The following is a 19,462-nucleotide window of genomic DNA, read 5'->3' on the forward strand; positions in this document are numbered from 1 at the left end:
CCCCCCTCGTGGGGGAGATGTCCGGCAGGACAGAGAAGTGGTCGTTTCCAAGTTACAAGGGGGGCGCTGTCCCGCCGGTCTTGCCAGGGTTCTGCTGCCCATCCGTCGCTCACGGAACTCGCGCTTTGGCCACCCATTCAGGATGCAGCGGCGAGCCCAGTCACAATGCCAATGTGCTGGCCTTGGGCATCGATTTGGCATTTGCGCGGTGTCGTGGAGGCAATGGCGTGTGAGGCATTGTCAACGCTCTTTGGCGATCGAGGTCGGCGTTCTACGGCGCCCCCCTCTGTCCTGCCGGACATCTCCCCCACGAGGGGGGAGATCGGCAGCTTCGGCCCCAACGCGGTCCTGTAGCGACCGCGACAGCTCACCTCAGATCCCCGAGCCATCCAGCAGCGGGACATCATCCTCCTCCCAGGGGCTCGGCATCGAACCCTTGCTCAGATTGGCCGACGGCAGCGGCATCCAGCACTTCAGCTCCGGTTCGGCATATTCGACGATGCGTCCCGGAGAAGAGTCGGAAGCCCTCCAGCCTTCGCTGCCGAACTGATCGGCGCGGGCCCAGTAAGCCATGTCGACCTCGGCCGGACCTTGTTCGGACGGCCGAACCGTGACAAGGATTCTGCTGCCGTCCCTTGGCGCGCTCGACATGTGGCGCCACTGACCGGGCTCATCCATTGCATTCCTCCTGCGATCTTCGCCTCGAACGGATAGTCGCTTCGCGCTCGGAAGCGGTCAACCCGAACTTTTTTTGCCTGAGGCAAAACCCTGCTCCGTCGTCGGAACAAGTCATGGCACGCCGGGTTTGGGCAAGTTGTTGAAGGAAGCAAAATGAGACCAGCGCCCCGACCGATCCTTACCATTGTTGCATGGCAGGCCGAGTCTTTCGTTCGCAACCCGGTCCGGTCGCAATGAGGCAGGCCGGTTCTGACCATTCCCACCCACCGAAGGAGGGGAAAGGCGGCATAGGCCGAGCGCTCGGCCTCGGCCTGATAACCGGCGCAGCCGACGACGATTGTTCTGCGATAGGCACCTATGCCAGCGCCGGCGCCCGCTTCGGACCCGACCTGCTTTGGACGGCTCCGGTGACGTTGCCGATGATGTATGCGGTCGTCTACCTGTCGTCGAAGCTTGGTCAGGTATCCGGGCGCGGATTGTTCCACGTCATCAAGGACTTCTATCCGCGGTGGCTGCTCTGGTCGGTGCTGTTGGGTGTGCTCGTCGGCAACACCATCGAGGCAGCGGCGGATCTTGGTGGAATGGCGGCCGCGATCAACATGTTCGTGCCACTTCCCATCCCGCTGATCGTGCTGTTCGTCGCCGCCACCATCTTCGCCCTCCAGGTCTTCGGCTCCTATACTTTGATCCGCAACATCTTTCGGTGGCTGGCGTTGGCGCTGCTCGCCTATGTCGGTGCCGCCCTTCTGGCCAAGCCGGACGCCGCGGCCGTATTGCGCGGAACGCTGCTTCCGCGGATCGAATTCAACCGTGAGTTCCTGTCGATCCTGGTCGCCATCATCGGCACGACGCTGTCCGCCTATCTCTACACGTGGCAGTCCAATGAGGAGGTCGAGGAGGAGATTGCCCAGGGGCGAACGACGCTCAGGCAAAGGAAGGGCGCTACCGACAGCGAACTCCGTCGCTCTCGCCGGGACATCCTCATCGGCATGATGTTTTCAAATCTCATCATGTATTTCATCATCCTGTCGACGGGTGCTACGCTCTACAAGGCGGGCCACCACGATATCGACACGGCAGCGCAAGCGGCGGAGGCGCTGCGCCCGCTAGCCGGTCAGGCCGCAAGCGTCCTGTTCGCCGCAGGCGTGATCGGCGTCGGTTTCCTAGCGGTTCCTGTCATGACTACCGGCGCTGCCTATGACGTGGCGCAAGCTATCGGCTGGAAAAACAGCCTGCACGCCCGGGCTCGAGAGGCGCCCAAATTTTATCTCGCCATCGGATTTTTTACGGCGATCGCCGCCGGCCTCAACTTCCTCGGCTTCAATCCGATGAAGGCGCTGGTCTGGTCCGGCATAGTTCAGGGCTTCTCGACGCCGCCCTTGCTGCTGCTCATCATGCTGATGACGAACAGCCGCAGGATCATGGGCGACCAGGTGAACAGCCGCAGCACCAACATACTCGGTTGGGCAACGACCGCCGCCATCTTCTCGGCGACGATCGGCCTGGTGGCAACCTGGTTCATGTGATCAGGCAGGACAAAGGGACGCCGCCAGTTGAGCTAACCCGTCCCGCTTACGGATTGTCCCAGCTTTGCCGGTCCTGGAAATTCCACTACGTCGCCCATCGGCCGTTTGTATTGCACCGCGACAATTGAATCGATCAGAAGATCCACAGCCGCACGAGCCGTGCGGCTCGTCTCGTCCTCGCCGCTCAAATAATGGCTGGCTCGTTCAAGATGGAGGTGTGCGGCGGCAAAGTCGCTTGTCATCGGCTTCTCCCTGTTGCCCGCCGGCCGGCAAGATGACCGCCTCGATTTACCCAAAAGCAAATATCCACAGCCGGATTTGAATCAAATTGGCCTGATTCACCGCAGCCCGAGGGACAAGGTGCTGGCAGGCCTTTGCGCCGCTGGTCGATGCGCTTGCGCCGGCGCAGTACGCCGCATTGAATGAACCAACTACGGCCGGTGTTCCGCAAACTCCGTTCGCTCAATGCGCTACCTTTGAAATTTTCTCGCTCTTTTAATTCTACAAACTCTCTAGACTAACATAGATCATTTGGACAGGGAGCCAGGAATGTCGAAAAAGCTCGTGGTGGGGCTGTCGGGCAATTTGACCCGGCCATCGAAGACCAAGGCGTTCATCAGCCACATTGTCGGGCAGGCCGCCGAAAGCATCGGCGCGGCCGCAGCCGTCTTCGACATCGAGGATCTCGGCGCGTCCCTGCCGCAGGCAAGGCGCCTCGGCGACCTCGACCCGGCGGCGCGCAACATCGTCGAACGGCTGCTGGGCGCCGACATCCTGGTGGCCGGCTCGCCGACCTTCAAAGGCAGCTATACCGGGCTTTTCAAGCACTTCTTCGACCTGCTCGACCCGTCATCGCTGAGGGGCAAGCCGGTCATCCTTGCCGCGACCGGCGGCGGCGAACGCCATTCGCTGATCGTCGAGCACCAGCTGCGGCCATTGTTCGGCTTCTTCGAGGCGCTGACCGTGCCGACCGCGATCTACGCCTCCGAGAAGGATTTTGCCAATGGCGTGCTGGTGTCGGAAGCCATCCACGCCCGCACCCGGCAAGCGGTCGCCGAGGCATGCCGGGTGACCGGGGTGCCCTACGGCGTCGGCCTTGCCGCCTGAACGCACCACTGACCCGAGATCCACTCCCCGATCCACCCAGGAGCACGCCGCGATGACCAGATCCACCAAATCCAGGCAAATCAAACTTGGCGCTTTCCTTCCCGGCGGCGGACAGCATATCGCCGCCTGGCGCCATCCCGACGCACCGGCCGACGGCGCCACCAATTTCGAGTTCCACAAGCAGCTTGCCCTGACCGCCGAGCGCGGCCTGTTCGATGCCTATTTCCTCGCCGACAATCTGACGGTCGGCCTCGGCGCCCGCGAAGGCGGCAACGCCAAGATCGCCGGCTTCGAGCCGGTCACGCTGTTTGCAGCGCTGGCGCCGCTCACCACGCATCTCGGCTTCATCGCCACCGCCTCGACCACCTACGAGGAGCCCTACACGCTCGCCCGCAAATTTGCCTCGCTCGATCATCTGTCGAATGGCCGCGCCGGCTGGAATGTCGTGACCTCGGCCGGCGACGAAACCGCGCGCAATTTCAATCGCGATACGCAGCCTGCCCATGCCGAGCGCTATGCCCGCGCGCATGAGCACGTCGAGACGGTCAAGGCGCTGTGGGACAGCTGGGAGGACGACGCCTTCATCCGCGACAAGAAATCGGGGCGCTTCTACGACAAGGACAAGCTCCACGACATCGACCACAAGGGCGCGCATTTCAGCGTCAAGGGTCCGCTCAATGTGCCGCGCCCGGTGCAGGGGCACCCGGTGGTGGTGCAGGCGGGACAATCCGAAGACGGTCGCAAGCTCGCCGCCCAATCGGCGGAAGTCATCTTCACCGCCCATCAGAACCTGGCGTCGGCGCAGGAATTCTATCGCGACATCAAAACACGTGTGACGGCCGCCGGCCGCGATCCCGAGCAGGTGCTGATCATGCCGGGTGTAGCGCCCTTCGTCGGCCGCACCGAAGAAGAAGCGCGCGCCAAATACCAGCAGCTGAACGATCTCATCCTGCCCGAAGACGGCGTCGCCCTGCTCAACGGGCTGGCCGGCCAGACGCTCGACATCAGGGGCTATCCGCTCGACGGCCCGCTGCCGCCAAGCAAGGAAACCGAAGGCATGAAGAGCCGCCAGGCGCTGATCCGCCAGATTGCCGACGAGCACAACTTCACCATCCGCCAGCTCTATCAATGGGTGGCGACGGCCCGCGGCCATTACACCGTCATCGGCAGCGCCACGCAGGTCGCCGACCAGCTGGAGGAATGGTTCGGCAACGAAGCCGCCGACGGCTTCAACATCCTGCCGCCCTGGCTGCCCGGCGGGCTCGACGACTTCGTCGAGCTGGTGATCCCCGAACTGCAGCGCCGCGGCCTGTTCCGCACCGCCTATGAAGGCAGGACCCTGCGCGAGAACCTCGGCCTCAGGCGGCCGGAAAACCCGTGGACCGGCGCGCGCTCGGCCGTGCTGGCCGCCGAATAATTCCACGAAGCCCACTACCCTCGAAGCGAGAGGCACGACGATGACCTTGCAGCACATCGGACAGGCCGCCAGCCTCGGCACGCGTGACAGCACGACAAGCCTCGGCACGGATTTCCTGCGCCTCGGCGGCCGGGCGGGAATTCGCTTCCTGTCGCGCTACGGCGTCCTCATCGCTTTCCTCGCACTGTGGCAAGTGTCGAGCAGCGCCGGCTGGGTCAACACGGCCGTGCTGCCGCCGATCGACATGATTGTCGCGGCACTTTGGAAGGGGCTGGCCGGCGGCACTCTACTCGGCGACATCGCCATCAGCCTGCAGCGCGCCGGTCTCGCCTTCGCGGCCGCCGTGCTGGTCGCGATCCCGCTTGGCCTGTTCATGGGTCAGGTGCGCACGGTCGAAACCGCGCTCGATCCCATCCTGCAGGTTTTCCGCCAGACCTCGGCGCTGGCGCTCTATCCGGTGTTCATCCTGCTGCTTGGGCTCGGCGAAGCCTCCAAGGTGTTCGTCATCTTCTGGGCGACGCTGTTTCCGCTGCTGCTCAACACCATCGGCGGCGTCAAGCAAGTCGATCCGAAACTGCTGGAGATGGCGCGCGTCTATGGCGCCAGGCAGCTCACCGTCTTCCGTCGCGTCGTGCTGCCCGGCGCCGTGCCCTCGATCTTCGTTGGGCTGAGGCTCAGCGCCACCACGGCGCTGCTGTTGTTGATCGCGTCCGAAATGATCGGCGCCAACAAGGGCATCGGCTTCCAGGTGATGAACGCGCAGTACAACTTCCAGATACCGCTGATGTTTGCGGCAATCGTCATCCTCGCCGGCCTCGGCCTGATCGCCAACCAGGCACTGGTGAGCCTGCAGCGGCGGCTCTGCCGCTGGAGCAATGCCGTCGACTGACCACCGCCTTTATCAATCTCAACCAGGCCAGAACTCAAATCAGGAAAGACCCGGACCATGAAAATCTCCCGCCGTTCCCTGCTTGCTGGCGCGCCCTTCGCCGCCGGCCTTCTCGCCGCCGGCCTGCCGCGCCTCGCCCTTGCCGAAGCCGCACCAGTGAAGTTCCGCTCCCTCGCCAGCCGCGGCAGCATCTCTCCGCATGAGCTGGCCGGCGAGCTCGGCTATTTCAAAGGCCTCGGTATCGAGATCGAGAATGTCGGCTATTCCGGCGGCGGCCCGGAATCGTTGTTTGCGCTCGCCTCTGGCAGCGTCGATATTGGCTCGGCCGCAACCGCCGCCGTGATCAATTCGATCTCCGGCGGCAACGACTTCGTCGCCGTCTATCCGAGCAACGGCATCAACAGCAAGGTGCGCAGCGTCTTCTACGTGCTGGACGACAGCCCGATCAAATCGATCGCCGACATTGCCGGCAAGACCATCGCCGTCAACACGCTCGGCGCCCATCTCGACTACACCGTGCGCGAGGCGCTGCACAGCGTCGGCCTGTCTCCGGACGCCGCCAATCTCGTTGTCGTACCCGGACCGCAGCTCGAGCAGACCTTGCGCTCCCGCCAGGTCGACATCGCGGCGCTCGGCTACTGGCAGGCGACGTTTGCCGGGGCGCTGGTCGACAATGGCGGCGTGCGCGGCGTGTTCAACGACACCGACGTGCTGGGCGAGCTGGCCGGCGGCTTCGTCGTGCTCAGGCGCGACTTCATCGCCGCGCATCCCGACGCCGCCCGCAATTTCGTCGAGCAATCGGCGCGCGCCTCCGACTGGTCGCTGCAGAACCCCGACGAGGCGCGCAAGGTGCTGGCAAACATCCTCGATAAGCGCGGCGAGAACGGCGAGCTGGCGCGCTACTGGACCGGCTTCGGGCTGCGCCAGGGGGCCAAGGCGACGGACCGCGACATCGACTTCTGGGTCAGCGTGCTCGAGCGCGACGGCCGCCTGCCAAAGGGTAAGCTGAAGGCAGCAGATATCCTCTACCGGCCCGGCGAAACCAAGACCAACTGAGAAGGCCAACCGGCAAGACAATCAGCTGGGAGATGAGCGCGATGAGCGGCACAAGCGGCGGTGAGGTCAGCATACGCGACCTGTCCAAATCGTTCAGCATCGGCAGGCGTTCGCTTGCCGTGCTGAGGACCCTCAATCTCGACATCCGCTCGGGTGAATGCCTGGTCATCGTCGGCGCCAGCGGATCGGGCAAGACCACGCTGCTCCGCATCCTGGCCGGACTGGAGGCGGCCGACAGCGGCGGCGTCGCCATCGATGGCAAGCCGGTGCACGGCGTCGGCGCCGAGCGCGCGGTGATTTTCCAGGAGCCGCGCCTGCTGCCCTGGCTGACGGTGCTCGGCAACGTCGCCTTCGGCCTCGAAGTGCGCGGCGTGCCGAAGGCTGAGGCCGAGGAACGGGCGCGCTTCTACATCGCGCTCGTCGGCCTCGCCGAATTCGGCGATGCGTTTCCAAGGCAGCTGTCGGGCGGCATGGCGCAGCGCGTCGGTATCGCCCGCGCGCTGACCGTGCAGCCCGAAATCCTGCTGCTTGACGAGCCGCTGGGCGCGCTCGACGCGATGACCAAGATCGGCATGCAGGAGGAACTGGCGCGCATCTGGAGCGAGGAGAACGTCACCATGGTAATGGTGACGCACGACCTCGAGGAAGCGATCTACCTCGCCGACAGGGTGCTGATCCTGCCCAAGGAGAAAGGCGGCGCGGCGCGGCTGATCGACATCGACCTGCCCCGCCCGCGCGAGCGCAGCGAAAGCCGCTTCGTACGCTACCGCGAAGAACTACTGCGCGAATTCGGGCTGCACTGAAAGCCGCCTAAGAGGGCTTGGATCCCGCGTCCCGCGAAGCGGGGAGAGGTGTCTCGGCGAAGCCGAGACGGAGATGGGCCTTCCTTCGAGTGCCCTGCACTACGCTCTTTCCTGGAACCGGATTCCCCGCCTCGGCATTTCCTTAACCGGGAGGCAAAGGAGCGCGGCATGAAAGCTTTGTTCGCAATCTTTGGCGGCTTCGTCCTGACGCTCGCCGTATTCGCCAGCGGTCTCGCCTTCGCCACCTGGCTATTGATAGCCAAGCCGGTGCGGCCGCCCGCCCCGGTCTCCAGCGTCGCCGAACTGTGGGCCAAGGATCCGCGCCCGGTAAACCCGGCCTCGCAGCGCCTCGAGCGCCTCCCGGCCAGCCCGGTTCCCGTTCGCACCTCGGAAGTTGATCGCACCGCGAGACCCGCCGATACCGCCGCAGCTTCGACACCCGACACCACCGGCTCCATCAAGCCGGCGGTGGAAGAGCAGCAGACGCTACCCGCCGCCCATGTCGAATGGTGCACCAGCCGCTACCGCTCCTACCGGCCAGGCGACAACCGCTACACATCCTACAGCGGACAACGGCGCCCCTGCATCTCGCCCTATCTCGACATCACCGATGACGGCAGCTACGTCGAGGCGAGCGATACGTCGTCGGTGGAGGGCTACGCCCCATCGGATGAACCCGGCGCCGCCGAGCTCTCATCCGATCACGTGCAATACTGCTTCGGCCGCTACCGCTCGTACCGACCGGAAGACAATAGCTATCAGCCGTATTCTGGGGGGCCGCGGAGGCAGTGCGAGTAGCGCGGGCCGGGAGGTGGCCGGCGGCCGCAGTGCATGGCGCCTTGTGCGACCAACGATCACGCAGATTTCTTGGATCGTTCGGGTTGGCTCGGCGTTCATCCGATACCCAAAGGAGAAATCAACATGGGCGACGACCGGGACGACAAGATTCGTGAGCGCGCATACCAGATCTGGGAACGCGAAGGCGGGATCCATGGCGATCCCGAGCGGCACTGGCACCGGGCCGAGGCCGAGATCGACAGGGAGGCAGCCCTGCCGCTGACGGCAGGCGATGCCCTGCCGGAAACCCGCGAGGTCGCAAGCTCCGACGTCTTGACGGTGGAGGCCCTGGCGGTGCGCACCGGCATATCGGGCGAACAGGCGCAGGAACTGATCGACAGGCTGGGCAACGACAGGGCGGCGATCGAACAAGCCGCGCGCAACCTCAAGGGGAAGCAGCGGCTCAGGGAGTGACAGATGATCAGAAAACTCAAAGACGGAAAATACCGCCTCTATTCGCGCAAGAAGGACGAAAAGACCGGCAAGCGCCGCAATCTCGGCACCTTCGATACCCGCGAGGCCGCCGAGAAGCACGAACGGGAGGTGCAGTATTTCAAGAGGCATTGAGGGGCGTTGGTGGCCGGTGCCCGCCAGCCAGTCGCGCGGCATGCCCGGCGGAACCTGAATTCCAGCCCTCACGAGCCGTCGCGAACCCATTACCGCTGCTACAGGCCAAGGGACGACACTACACGTCCTACAGCGGAGAGCAGCGCCCCTGCATCTCGCCCTAACTCGACATCACCGATGACGGCAGCTAGGTCGAGGCGAGCGATACGTCGTCGGTGGAGAGTTACCCGCCATCAGATGAACCCGGCGCCGCCGAGTTCTGATCCGACCATGTGCAATACTGCTTCAGCCGCTACCGCTCCTATCGGCCGGAAGACAACAGCTATCAGCCCTATTCAGGGGGGCCGCGCCGGCAGTGCGAGTAGCACGCGCTGGGCAGCATCCAGTGCGCGCCTGTCGGGGATTTGAGGTCCTGTCTATGTGCCGGACCTTCCGCAAAGCGGAGGAAAGTGCCGCTCAGTTCGTTTTGTAGGACGCGGGAGGCCAGACCTGCGCCTCACGGTCATGATGGGGAGGTGAGGGCGGACACGGAGGCCGTTCGAGTAGAGAGCCCTGTCTTACCACCGCGTTCGTAAGAGGATACTAGGAGAGACGCAAATTGACAGAATCGTCGATTCTGCCATGCCGCAGTGGCAGAAAAGGATTCTGGCTTATTAAGCTCGTCATATAAGCTACCGGCGCAAATCAGGGGGCATTCTTGCAGAAACGCGCGCGTATAAGGCGGATTGAGTTCTCCAATTTCAAGGCCCTGTCCCGGTTCACGCTGACGATAAACGAGATCAATATTCTTGTTGGGCCTAACAACTCGGGCAAGTCCACCTTGATCGGAGCTCTTCGGACACTCGATGCAGCAATACGTTTCGCCTGGTCTCGACCGCCCAGTCGCGTGTATGTCGGCGACAATTCCTATATCGGCTACCGCCTCCCCGAAGAGAGCGTTCCGATTTCTCTGGAGAACGTACAGACTGACTACAACGGGGCTGAAGCGCGCGTAACCTTTTCACTGAGCAATGGGAACTCGCTTGCATTGGTCTTTCCTGAAGATGGCGGCTGTGTCTTTCTCCCTTTTGTCGATGGTGGCGTGGTCAAAAGCGCATCAGAGTTCAAGCGAGAGTTCCCAATTTCTTTGATAATTGTGCCCGTCCTTGGGCCGGTTGAACATAGAGAAAAGAAACGGGAGCGCAGCACTGTCGTCTCCGGCTTGTCTACCCACCGGGCATCGAGACATTTTCGAAGCTACTGGCATTTTTTTCCAGACGGATTTGATGCGTTCTCGGAGCTTGTCGCAAGAACGTGGCCAGGAATGCAAATCAGTGCCCCGGAGTATGACTATGCTTCCGGAGAACTGAGCATGTTCTGCTTGGAGGACCGGATAACCAGAGAGATATATTGGGTCGGTTTTGGCTTCCAGATATGGTGCCAACTCCTAACACACCTATCTCGCGCGACCGAAAATTCTCTCATCGTGGTGGATGAGCCCGAAGTGTACCTACATCCCGATGTCCAACGCCAACTGCTAGGCATTATGCGGGACGCCGGGGCAGACGTAATGATCGCCACTCACTCGAGTGAAATAATTGCCGAGGCCGATCCGAGTGAGATCGTAATGATCGACAAGCACCGCCAATCTGGAGAGCGCATACGAAACATATCCGGTATTCAGCGTGCGCTTGATGCTGTTGGCTCCTCTCACAACATAACTCTCACCGCGCTTGCGAAGAGCCGTAGAATCCTCTTTGTCGAGGGCCTCAATGATTTCCGGCTACTTCGGCGTCTCGCACGTAAGATCGGGATGCAGGAGTTGAGTTCAGGCACTGGAATTATCCCTTTGGCGTCGGGAGGCTTTGGCTCTTGGCAAAAGATCACAATCCTTGCATCGGGCATCGCCGAAGCACTTGGTGCTCCGCTTATGATAGGGGCGATCTACGATCGTGATTACTTCTGCGAGGAACAAATCGCTGATGTGGTAGAAACTCTCGATGCCGGCCTTCTACTGGCGAGAGTGCTTGAACGAAAGGAGATAGAAAATTATCTTCTTGTCCCATCGGCTCTTGATCGAGCTGTGTACCGGACTCTCGGCGTGCGTCGAGATACGTCGGAATTACGCAGTTCGGAAGAGGTGACCTCAGAAGCCATTTTAGACGCGATAACTCGGCCGATGAGGGACGACGTGTTTTCTCAGTTGATGGCGCGGCGTCTTGAGTTCTTTCGCAAAAGAGGCGACGACGCGTCGAGCATCTATAAGCCCGTAATCTCTTCGTTCGAGGCTCGCTGGGCTAGTATTGGTTCAAGGATGACTCTGGTTTCGGGCAAGGAGGTCCTTCGTCAATATCGACAGCGGGTGAAAGATCAATATGGTATTACCCTGACAGACTCTCGTATCATTGATGAGATGAATAAGGATGATATCCCAACCGACATGGTTACGTTATTAAATGAGCTTGATTTGTTCAGAATCAGCACAAAGTCTGTAGCAGCGGCCTGAGAATGCAGATGGATCGGTGCTCTGCTGAGATGCGCATTTCGGCAACTCTTAGCCTCTCGCCCGACGCCGGCTCTCCACCGCATCCAGCCGTTCCTGCAAATGCCCATTCAGCACAATCATCTCCTTCAGCGCCTTCACCGCATCGCCCTGGTGCTGGGCAATGAACCTGTCGGCGATGGCCTGCAGCGCAGCCTCCTGGCGGCTGTCCAGCGTCACGATGTGATCCATGGCGATGCCTCCGATAGTTTCTGTTCAAATTGAACAAAACGGGAACAAAAATGTCAAGAGCGAATTGACTTGGCGAGGAATGCCTTCCTATTTGTCAGTAGGCGGGGCGGTTGCTCACAAATCGAGGAGAGCCGCGATGGGCAGACGAAAAAGCCGGTTCGACAGGCTGTCGGCGAGGGATGCGGAGGCGATCATCAGGGACGCTTTGAGCCTGCGCCGGACGGTGCTGTCGTCGCAGCTGCATCTGAAGGCGCATGGCGAGCTGTTCTGGCAGCTTTGCGGGCTTGTCGAGAAATTGCACGAGGTGCTGGCCAGCGTCGCGGAGAAGGAGCCCGATTACCGGATGGCGGAGCTTGGCCTGCTTCCCCTCCCCGAGGATTACTCGACCCGGAAATGAGCCATGGCCGGGCCGATGGACAGCGTTGGGCGTGCCGCCAAGGCCAACATGCTGCTTATCGTGGAGTGCGGCCACTGCTACCACGTCGGGCGCTTCAGGGCGAATGACGTGGCACAGGTGGTGGGCTGGAACAAACCGCTGGAAGCGATCAGGTTCAGGTGCAAGCGATGCAGCCGCAAGGACACGACGGTGAAGACGCAGTTCATCGACCAGGATCATCCGCCCAAGGGCTACATCTGGGTGCTGCAGAAGTTCAAGCGCTAAAACAATGAGCCTTGCGCCGGCGGTGCCGGCGGCGGAAACTTGATCTGCGTCGCCGGCTTCTCGACGATCACCAGCGCATCATCGGGCGCCGTGCGCTGCAGGTGTCTTGCCCCCGACCATGGCGCCGTCAGCCAGGTCTCGGTTTCTTCCGGCGTGGTCAGGATCACCGGCATTGCCTTGTCGTGGATCGGCGCGATCAGCGCGTTGGGCCTGGTCGTCATGAAGCCATAGACCTGGTGCTCGGCGGGGCCGTCCTTGACCTTGCGAATGCCCTGCCAGCGCGTCCACAGACCGGCAAAGAAGAACAGCGGGCGGTCCTCGCCGAGTGCAAACCAGAAGTTGCGCTGAATGCCGGTCTCGGGGTCCTTGTCGCCGGGCGTCGGGCTGGGCTCGGCGAAGCTGGTGACGGGCACCACGCAGCGGTTCGCGATGCCGAGATATTGCTGCCAGTGGCCGTATTGCGGATTGCGGATATTGGTGGTGCCGTAGTCGGCCTTGCCCTTGACCCGCTCCAGTGGCGTCGGCATGCCCCACAGCAGATTGGCTAATTCGCGTTCGCCGTCCGGCGCATTGCGCACCACCGGGCCTGGCTGGTTGGGATAGATGTCGATGGAGGGTTCGAGATTGCCGAGTATATCGCGCAAGGCGCGGGTCCACTGGCGAATGGCCTCCTGGCTGGTCGTGATATTGTAAAGATTGCACATTTCAGGCCGTTCCCGGATGCTCAGGCATCTTGTTGGAAACGGCCCGGAATTTCCAGCGCTGTCCGTCGGGTTGCTGACACGGCAGGCCGTGTCAGCAATGGTTTTGTGAGACCTACCGCGCCGATTGTCTCATAGCTTGTGCGGCGACTGCCGCGAGAAAAGCCCTGGCCGCGGCATCGCAGGCCGCTCGGGACGGACCCTTGGCGAAAAGGAGAAGCTCGGCGGCTCGCATGTTGAGCCCGTGCTTTCTCGCGAATGTGACCAGATCGTAGGGTTTGTTGTCGTAAGGCTCGTCGTCGTCGTAGTCGATCGTCAGATCGTAGTTTTCTTTCATTTTCTTCCTCCCTTTAGCGATCTCCCCCCTCCTGTCGCTAACGCAAAATTAACGTCGATGGCGTCGGGCGAGTCCACCAATCAGAGATTGTGTAAGAAACGTACCGGGCTGTGCGAGGTCAGATGTGCAGCCTCGCACCGGGTCCGGTGGGCAAGCGCCGCGTACCGACCCGATCGAAACCCGGCCTTCGGGCAGGCTAATTGTTAGGACGTTGATAAGCATTTGGTAATAAAAGGCGGGAAATGAAATGCTGGCTTGATCGGGCATCTATGATGCTGTCGTTCTCAGTGGGCCTGTGACGTGCGCATCAAAAGCCAGATCCTTCTCAGTATGATGGCCGCCGCGGCTTTGATCGGGGTGGTCGGCGGCGTTGCGATTTTTACGCAGATGGCGGCGATCAGGGCGTTGGGATTGACCGAAGCGACCAATGTCGCGCGCGAACTGGCCAACACGATCGTGTTCAGGTCATCCGATGGGGCGCCGTCGCTGTTCGACCGACCCGACGCGCTCCGGGAGTTTTTGGAGCATCAGCACCATGGTTCGCGCAGGGATTTCCTGATCGTCGATCGCAACAAGGTCCTTCTGGCCCACGCTTCCGACGAGGACCACAAGGTCGGCGACAAGTTCGATCACGACGCCGGCGATGAAGTCGGCCAGACTCTGAAAGATGGCATCTCCCGCAGGTTTGAGGATGCTCATGAGGCCAACGACATGCTGGTCGTTCCGATCGAACATCCCGAGGACACGATCATCGGTGCCGTGCTCCTGGAATACGACCCGTTGCTAGGCGATGCCGAACGGCGCACCAGCAACATGCTTTGGTTGGTTGGCCTCAGCGCGACAGCCGCCATGCTGGTTGCGGCGGGATTCGCCGCTGTACTGCTGCGTCGTTTCGGTACCGGCCTTTCTGGCATGATGGGAGGCATGGAATCGCTGGCCAAAGGCAATGCCATGACGCGTGTAAGCTACACCGGCAAAGATGAGTTCGGGCAGCTGGCGCACGGCTTCAACATGATGGCCGCCGAGCTGGAATCGGCGCGGGCCCACATCGAGGATATCGTCGAGACGGCGGCTGAAGGCATTGCCGTCCTCGACGGTGATGGCCGGATTGCCAGCGTCAATCCCGCGGCGGTCTCGATGATCGGGCGGCGCGCCAACAAGATCGTCGGCCAGGAGTGGCGCTCGGTCATGACGATACGTGATCCGAAAGGCGACGAATTCGCCGCCGGGACGTCTCCCATCGAGCTGGCCTTGACCTCGGGCCGCCAACACCAGGGCGAAGTGCGCTTGACCAAATTGGACGGCTCGCATTTGCCGGTGATCGCGAGCTGCAGTCCGCTCAGCAAGTCGGACGGAAGCCTCGTCCTCACGCTCAACGACATCAGCGAACTGCGCCGCGCGGAGAGCGTTGTGAACGAGCGTGCCGATCAGCTGGCGGGGCTGAACCGCGAATTGCACGAGAAGTCGGAAACAACGTCCCGTCTGGTGAAGCTGGGGGAGCTGCTGCAGGCCTGCGTTACGTTTCCTGAAGCGTTTTCAGTGGTCGGCACCGCCATGGCCGAGTTCCTCGGCGGCTTAAGCGGAACCGTCCACCTGACCAGCGCCTCGCGTAACCTGGTGGAAGAGGTAGCGCATTGGGGCGCCGTCCGGTCGAGCGCTGGCCAATTTGCGCCGGAAGACTGCTGGGCGTTGCGGCGCGGCCAGGAGCATGTCGCCGGCCCGGGCATGTTGTCGCCGCGTTGCGCCCATATCACCGAGAATGGCGGCAAGGGTTACGTCTGCATGCCGCTGGCGGCGCAAGGCGAAACACTGGGCATCTTGCATTTGTGTGAACCGAATGCGGCGGACAAACCGCAATGGCTGGCTGAAAGGCAGCAGATCCTGCGCGGCGTCGTCGACACGCTGGCATTGGCGCTGGCCAATCTGCGCCTGCGCGAGACGCTGCGGCAGCAATCGATCCGCGATCCGAATACCGGTCTGTTCAACAGACGGTATCTCGAGGAGACCAGCAGCCGTGAACTGCGCCGAATGGAGCGCTCGGGTCAGCCATTGGTCGTCATGATGCTTGACGTCGATCATTTCAAACAGTTCAACGATACGTTCGGCCACGAGGCCGGTGACCTGGTGTTGAAGCAAGTTGCCGCCACCTTGATCGAGCATGCCAGGGATAGCGATGTCGTATCGCGCTATGGCGGCGAGGAATTCGCCCTTGTGATGCCGGGGTGCTCGCTTGAAGAGGGTGCTGAGCGGGCGGAGGCGCTGCGCCAGGCAATCAGACAGCTTCACCTGGCGCATCGAGGCAGGACGCTGGGCACTGTTACCGTTTCGTTCGGGGTGGCCGCTTACCCTGACCACGGAGCGGGCTGGGCCGAACTCACAAATGCCGCGGATCATGCGCTCTACGAGGCCAAGGGTGAGGGTCGCGATCGGGTCGTGGTTGCGCGCAACAGCGCCCCCGGCGAGCGACAAATCCAGTTGGTAACGGCTCCCAAAAAATAGCCGTACGCCATCTTGCCGCTGATTGCCAAGCGACGTTCGCAGGAAGGCCAAGCCCGCCTCGTTGGGTTCGGCTAAAGAATAAATCCGGCTAATAGCACCGTAAGGAGCAGTGACAGCGGAACGGCTGCAAGACACCAGATCTCCAACGTGTTGTTTTGCCGCGGGTCCATCGTCAGCCTCACTTTTTTATTTTGTCATTGTGACACCAACGGTTGGCCGGAGGTAGCGGTTCCAAGCGACGCTGTTCATAGAGCGCTGCCTGTGCTGCATATTAGCAACAGCTTGATGACCGCTGGGCCCTGTACCGCCTGGACAACTTCACTTGGCGCCGGATTGGATGCGCATTCCGCAGGGAATGCAAGCGCCCTCCGCATCAGCCGTGCGGGGATCGATCGACGCCCATGATCAGCGCCGAGCCGCATGCCCCGGAACCCGATGGCTGCATCCATCTCCGGACGAAGTTTCGCTACCACCGAGCCGATCCGATGTTCACTCACAGCCAGCGATGCCCGTTCGCAGGGACCTAAGTCTGACCTGCCTGCGCAATGGTCCCGTGCACAGGCAGTTTCGGGAACAACTGCGCCCGTCTTCAGTTGATGGCGTCACCTCCTCGAGGAGACATCGGCGCAGAATCAGTCCCTTCATGCGCTGATTAGGGTCCGCCTGCCATTGCTGGATTTGGCAGGCGGACCCTTGGTTCTGTATGCTTCAGATCGAAAGCGGGTAAGCTCGGGATCACTCATCACCCCAGAAATCCTCCCGAGAAGCATGGCGGAGGTCTTCCTCACCCCTGAGATGCTTGACCTAGCTTGACATTCGAGACGACCTCACAGCGCGCGCAGCGGGGTCGCCCTCAGCCCTCCAGCGCCTCGTGCTGGTAAAGCTCGTCCATACTGAGCGTCGCCAGCGCGGCGAAGGGTGCCTGCTTTTTCACGCGGCCGTGGCTCAGGATCACAACGTCGTCGCAGAACGAGATGGTGCTGCGATGATGGCTGATGACGATGGTGGTGCGGCGGCCGGCGCGCGACTTCAGCGTCTCGACGATCGCCGCTTCCGACAGTCCGTCCACCGCATTGGTGGCTTCGTCGAGGATGAGAATATCGGGATCGCGCACCAGGGCCCTGGCCAGTGCGATCCGCTGCCGCTGTCCCGCCGAGAGATTGACGCCGCGGTAGCCGACGACGGTCCTGTAGCCTTGCGGCAGGTGCTCGATGAAGCCATGCGCTTCGGCCAGTTTTGCCGCGCGCTCGGCATCGTCGGCCGAGACCGCGTCCTGGCCGTAGACAATGTTTTCGAAAATCGTGCCGTCGACCAGTTCCAGCTCCTGGCTGGCAAGTGCAATGTGCTTTCGCCACTGGCTGGGGTCGATGCGGTCCAGCGGCGATCCATCGACGAGGATCCTGCCGCTATCCGGTTCGACGAAGCGGCACAAAAGGTTGACGATCGTCGTCTTGCCGGCGCCCGACCGGCCGATCAGCGCGGTCGAGCGACCGCTGCGGATATCGAAACTCGCCGCATGCAGCACCACCGCGCGCTGCTCCGAGCCGGAATAGGTAAAGGTGACGTCCTCGAACTTGATGCCTTGGCTGAGCCCGGGGAACGCCGCGTCACCTTGCGGCGGCTGGGGCTTGCCGGATGGGTCCAGCATCCACGTCACCTCTTCAAGCGATCCGCTCAGGCCCTGCAGCTGGCTCCAGGCCATTTGCAAAGACCGCATATAGGGCTGCAGCCTGTAGAGCAGGATGACGAAGGCGACGATCAGCGGGAAGGAAACATTGGCGAACCAGGCGCCGATCACCACCGCCAGGAACAGCATGGCGTGCAGAACCTCGGTCAGCGGCGGCAACGCTCCCTGACGGGTCAAAAGCACGAACGCCGCCCGGCGCACCGCATCCGACGCCTGGTCGAATGCCGCCTTCTCGCGTTGCTCCTGGCCAAAAATGCGGATCAGCCGCCCGGCATGCACCAGATGCAGCATCTGCGAGGCGAGCTGGCTGTTACGGGAGGCGACGCTGCGGCTCGGCGCCTTCAGATTGGCGGACAGCATGGCGTGCGCGACCTGCACCAGCGCCAGGCCCAGCGTGACCAGCAACGTCATCTGCCACGACAGGAGCAGCAGGAAGGTGAGGAGGATGATCGCGGCCGATGCGTTGACGATTGCACCCAGCGTGATCTGGATGGCATCCGAGGCCCGCCAGGATTCGTTGGAGATGATGTTGAGCAGCCGTCCAGGGCTTTGCTGCAGGAAAAATGGATAGCCTACCCGCAACAGCTGCTCCGACAGCGCGCTGCGGATCGAATGGCTGGCCTTGCCGTAGATGAAGGTGGTCAGCAGCGTGTTGGCGTAGGCGAACAGATTTTTCAGCACGATCGAGCCGAGGATGGCGACCGATATGACGATCAGCCGGTCGCGCTCGCTCAGGCTCGCTCCGACATGCTGGAAGACGGCGGAAAAGCCGGCCATGCCGGTCTGCCCCTGTTGCCCCATGATTATGTTCAGCAACGGGATGATCAGGCCGATACCGAAGCCTTCAAGTGCCGCGCTGAGCAGCCCGAGCACCACCACGGCCGGAAGCAGGCGCAACTGCTTTTGCCCGAGCGCGCGACGCAGCATCGGCAGGCTGGGCGGCATCAGTCGCATGATAGCGGATCACCTCGCCTCGGCATTTGCCTGTTGCTCCTGTCGCATCTCCGTTGTCTTTGGCGATTTCGCCAGCAAAAGCACCGCGAACTTGGCCGCGCCGAGCAGATTCATGCCGATGATCGGCCAGTGCGACAGCTTGAGTTCACGGTCGAACAGCGGGCCTTTCCTCAGTTCGCGCAAGGCTGCCCTCATCGACCAGTAGAAATGCCGAAGCAGCCACGGCGCGTGGCGGATATGCTTCAGGCAAAGCCCGCCATTGCCCATGCTGTAATCGCGATGCAGCTTTTCGATGGCCTTGCGGTCGCGCCGGCCGTGATGGTGATAGATGGTCATGTCGGGCACGTATTCGACCGGAATGCCGAGCAGCACCGCCCGGACGAGATAGTCCGTATCTTCCGCCGAGCGCAGCGGGCCGCCGGCGCCGAAGCGTTCGTCGAAACGCCCGATGCGGGCGGCAACATCGCGGTGCATCGTCATATTGCAGCCGAGCACGAAGCCACCAGGATGGACATCCGGCGTGAGCCGCGCGCGCACCGGTGACCGCTTGATGGTGAACGGCAGGTCGCGGGGATCGCCAAGCTCGACGCGGCCACCGCGGATGACCCGTTCGCCGGCCGCATAGTGCCGCTGCAGATCGCGCAGATAATCCTTGTGGACCGCGCAATCATCATCGACGAAGACCAGCACGCGGCCCCGCGCCCGCTCCAGCCCGGCGTTGCGCGCGGCCGCCAATCCGGGTCGCGGCTCGCAAATGGCAGTGAACGGGATGTCCGACAGTTCGGCGATGCTGGCCAGCCGTTTGGCCGTGCTGTCGGTCGAGCCGTTGTCGACAACCACCAGCTCGGCGGCAAAGTCGGCATGGGCACGACACGCGGCCTGGATCGAGCTGATGCAGGGCTCGAGTACGGCGACACGGTCGCGGGTGCAGACAATGAAGCTGACCGCCGGCACCGGTCCTTGCTGCGGCCGCGGCGACATGGCCGCCGGCATCATCGAGCGGCCGCGTTGCTGGAGCTGGTGCGATTTG

The 19,462-nt window shown here is 62.2% G+C and carries 20 protein-coding genes and 1 pseudogene; 14 read left to right on the plus strand and 7 right to left on the minus strand.

Going from position 1 to position 19,462, the window contains the following annotated elements; all coding sequences use genetic code 11:
* Window positions 1-372: 372 nt before the first annotated feature.
* Entirely contained in the window at window positions 373-678 is a 306-nt protein-coding gene (locus tag NKJ17_RS24380; RefSeq protein WP_352690323.1) for a hypothetical protein, read from the minus strand.
* 233 nt (window positions 679-911) lie between these two features.
* Between NKJ17_RS24380 and NKJ17_RS24385 the strand changes: the two genes are divergently transcribed.
* Window positions 912-2,204 carry an Nramp family divalent metal transporter gene (locus NKJ17_RS24385; protein ID WP_352690326.1) on the plus strand — a complete coding sequence of 431 codons (1,293 nt, stop codon included), beginning with the start codon at window positions 912-914 and terminating at the stop codon, window positions 2,202-2,204.
* A gap of 32 nt (window positions 2,205-2,236) precedes the next feature.
* Here the strand turns inward: NKJ17_RS24385 and NKJ17_RS24390 are convergent, their stop codons facing one another.
* Window positions 2,237-2,446: a hypothetical protein gene (locus NKJ17_RS24390; protein WP_352690328.1), complete on the minus strand. Its 210-nt coding sequence runs from the start codon at window positions 2,444-2,446 to the stop codon at window positions 2,237-2,239.
* A 307-nt stretch (window positions 2,447-2,753) separates the two neighbouring features.
* Between NKJ17_RS24390 and msuE the strand changes: the two genes are divergently transcribed.
* The 10 genes and pseudogenes from msuE to NKJ17_RS24440 all read left to right on the plus strand — a co-directional run bounded on the left by msuE (window position 2,754) and on the right by NKJ17_RS24440 (window position 11,365).
* Complete coding sequence (gene msuE / locus NKJ17_RS24395) at window positions 2,754-3,311, plus strand: FMN reductase (RefSeq protein WP_352507154.1); 558 nt, start codon at window positions 2,754-2,756, stop codon at window positions 3,309-3,311.
* Between the two features lie 52 nt (window positions 3,312-3,363).
* Window positions 3,364-4,728 carry an LLM class flavin-dependent oxidoreductase gene (locus NKJ17_RS24400; RefSeq protein WP_352690330.1) on the plus strand — a complete coding sequence of 455 codons (1,365 nt, stop codon included), beginning with the start codon at window positions 3,364-3,366 and terminating at the stop codon, window positions 4,726-4,728.
* 40 nt (window positions 4,729-4,768) lie between these two features.
* A complete protein-coding gene (locus tag NKJ17_RS24405; protein WP_352690332.1) occupies window positions 4,769-5,617 on the plus strand; it encodes an ABC transporter permease in 849 nt (282 codons plus the stop codon).
* A gap of 57 nt (window positions 5,618-5,674) precedes the next feature.
* The gene (locus NKJ17_RS24410) at window positions 5,675-6,673 is read left to right on the plus strand and encodes an ABC transporter substrate-binding protein (RefSeq protein ID WP_352507151.1); all 999 of its coding nucleotides are present in this window, start codon (window positions 5,675-5,677) and stop codon (window positions 6,671-6,673) included.
* A 32-nt stretch (window positions 6,674-6,705) separates the two neighbouring features.
* Window positions 6,706-7,476: an ABC transporter ATP-binding protein gene (locus tag NKJ17_RS24415; RefSeq protein ID WP_502896216.1), complete on the plus strand. Its 771-nt coding sequence runs from the start codon at window positions 6,706-6,708 to the stop codon at window positions 7,474-7,476.
* 168 nt (window positions 7,477-7,644) lie between these two features.
* On the plus strand, window positions 7,645-8,274 hold the full coding sequence (locus NKJ17_RS24420; protein ID WP_352507149.1) for a BA14K family protein: 630 nt from the start codon (window positions 7,645-7,647) through the stop codon (window positions 8,272-8,274).
* Window positions 8,275-8,397: 123 nt separating this feature from the next.
* Complete coding sequence (locus NKJ17_RS24425) at window positions 8,398-8,727, plus strand: DUF2934 domain-containing protein (RefSeq protein ID WP_352507148.1); 330 nt, start codon at window positions 8,398-8,400, stop codon at window positions 8,725-8,727.
* A gap of 3 nt (window positions 8,728-8,730) precedes the next feature.
* Entirely contained in the window at window positions 8,731-8,880 is a 150-nt protein-coding gene (locus NKJ17_RS24430) for a hypothetical protein (protein ID WP_023677295.1), read from the plus strand.
* Between the two features lie 266 nt (window positions 8,881-9,146).
* Window positions 9,147-9,245 (plus strand): annotated as a pseudogene (locus NKJ17_RS24435) (BA14K family protein); the annotation flags it as partial.
* A gap of 332 nt (window positions 9,246-9,577) precedes the next feature.
* Window positions 9,578-11,365, plus strand: a complete 1,788-nt coding sequence (locus tag NKJ17_RS24440; RefSeq protein WP_352690336.1) for an ATP-dependent nuclease — start codon at window positions 9,578-9,580, stop codon at window positions 11,363-11,365.
* A gap of 48 nt (window positions 11,366-11,413) precedes the next feature.
* Here the strand turns inward: NKJ17_RS24440 and NKJ17_RS24445 are convergent, their stop codons facing one another.
* Window positions 11,414-11,593, minus strand: coding sequence for a hypothetical protein (locus tag NKJ17_RS24445; protein WP_352507146.1), 180 nt, complete (start codon window positions 11,591-11,593; stop codon window positions 11,414-11,416).
* A 136-nt stretch (window positions 11,594-11,729) separates the two neighbouring features.
* Here NKJ17_RS24445 and NKJ17_RS24450 point away from each other — a divergent pair, with 136 nt between their 5' ends.
* The gene (locus tag NKJ17_RS24450; protein WP_254819421.1) at window positions 11,730-11,990 is read left to right on the plus strand and encodes a hypothetical protein; all 261 of its coding nucleotides are present in this window, start codon (window positions 11,730-11,732) and stop codon (window positions 11,988-11,990) included.
* A 3-nt stretch (window positions 11,991-11,993) separates the two neighbouring features.
* Window positions 11,994-12,254: a hypothetical protein gene (locus NKJ17_RS24455; protein WP_023677293.1), complete on the plus strand. Its 261-nt coding sequence runs from the start codon at window positions 11,994-11,996 to the stop codon at window positions 12,252-12,254.
* Here the strand turns inward: NKJ17_RS24455 and NKJ17_RS24460 are convergent.
* A complete protein-coding gene (locus NKJ17_RS24460) occupies window positions 12,251-12,958 on the minus strand; it encodes an SOS response-associated peptidase (protein WP_352690338.1) in 708 nt (235 codons plus the stop codon). The genes NKJ17_RS24455 and NKJ17_RS24460 overlap by 4 nt on opposite strands.
* Before the next feature lie 112 nt (window positions 12,959-13,070).
* Window positions 13,071-13,292 carry a hypothetical protein gene (locus NKJ17_RS24465; protein ID WP_254819423.1) on the minus strand — a complete coding sequence of 74 codons (222 nt, stop codon included), beginning with the start codon at window positions 13,290-13,292 and terminating at the stop codon, window positions 13,071-13,073.
* A 300-nt stretch (window positions 13,293-13,592) separates the two neighbouring features.
* Between NKJ17_RS24465 and NKJ17_RS24470 the strand changes: the two genes are divergently transcribed.
* Entirely contained in the window at window positions 13,593-15,791 is a 2,199-nt protein-coding gene (locus tag NKJ17_RS24470) for a sensor domain-containing diguanylate cyclase (RefSeq protein WP_352690340.1), read from the plus strand.
* 853 nt (window positions 15,792-16,644) lie between these two features.
* Here the strand turns inward: NKJ17_RS24470 and NKJ17_RS24475 are convergent.
* Window positions 16,645-18,432, minus strand: a complete 1,788-nt coding sequence (locus tag NKJ17_RS24475; protein ID WP_502905729.1) for an ABC transporter ATP-binding protein — start codon at window positions 18,430-18,432, stop codon at window positions 16,645-16,647.
* A 9-nt stretch (window positions 18,433-18,441) separates the two neighbouring features.
* Window positions 18,442-19,428 carry a glycosyltransferase family 2 protein gene (locus NKJ17_RS24480; protein ID WP_352475738.1) on the minus strand — a complete coding sequence of 329 codons (987 nt, stop codon included), beginning with the start codon at window positions 19,426-19,428 and terminating at the stop codon, window positions 18,442-18,444.
* Window positions 19,429-19,462: the final 34 nt, after the last annotated feature.

It is taken from the genome of Mesorhizobium sp. M0208 (assembly GCF_040322015.1).
Classification (GTDB): Bacteria; Pseudomonadota; Alphaproteobacteria; order Rhizobiales; family Rhizobiaceae; genus Mesorhizobium.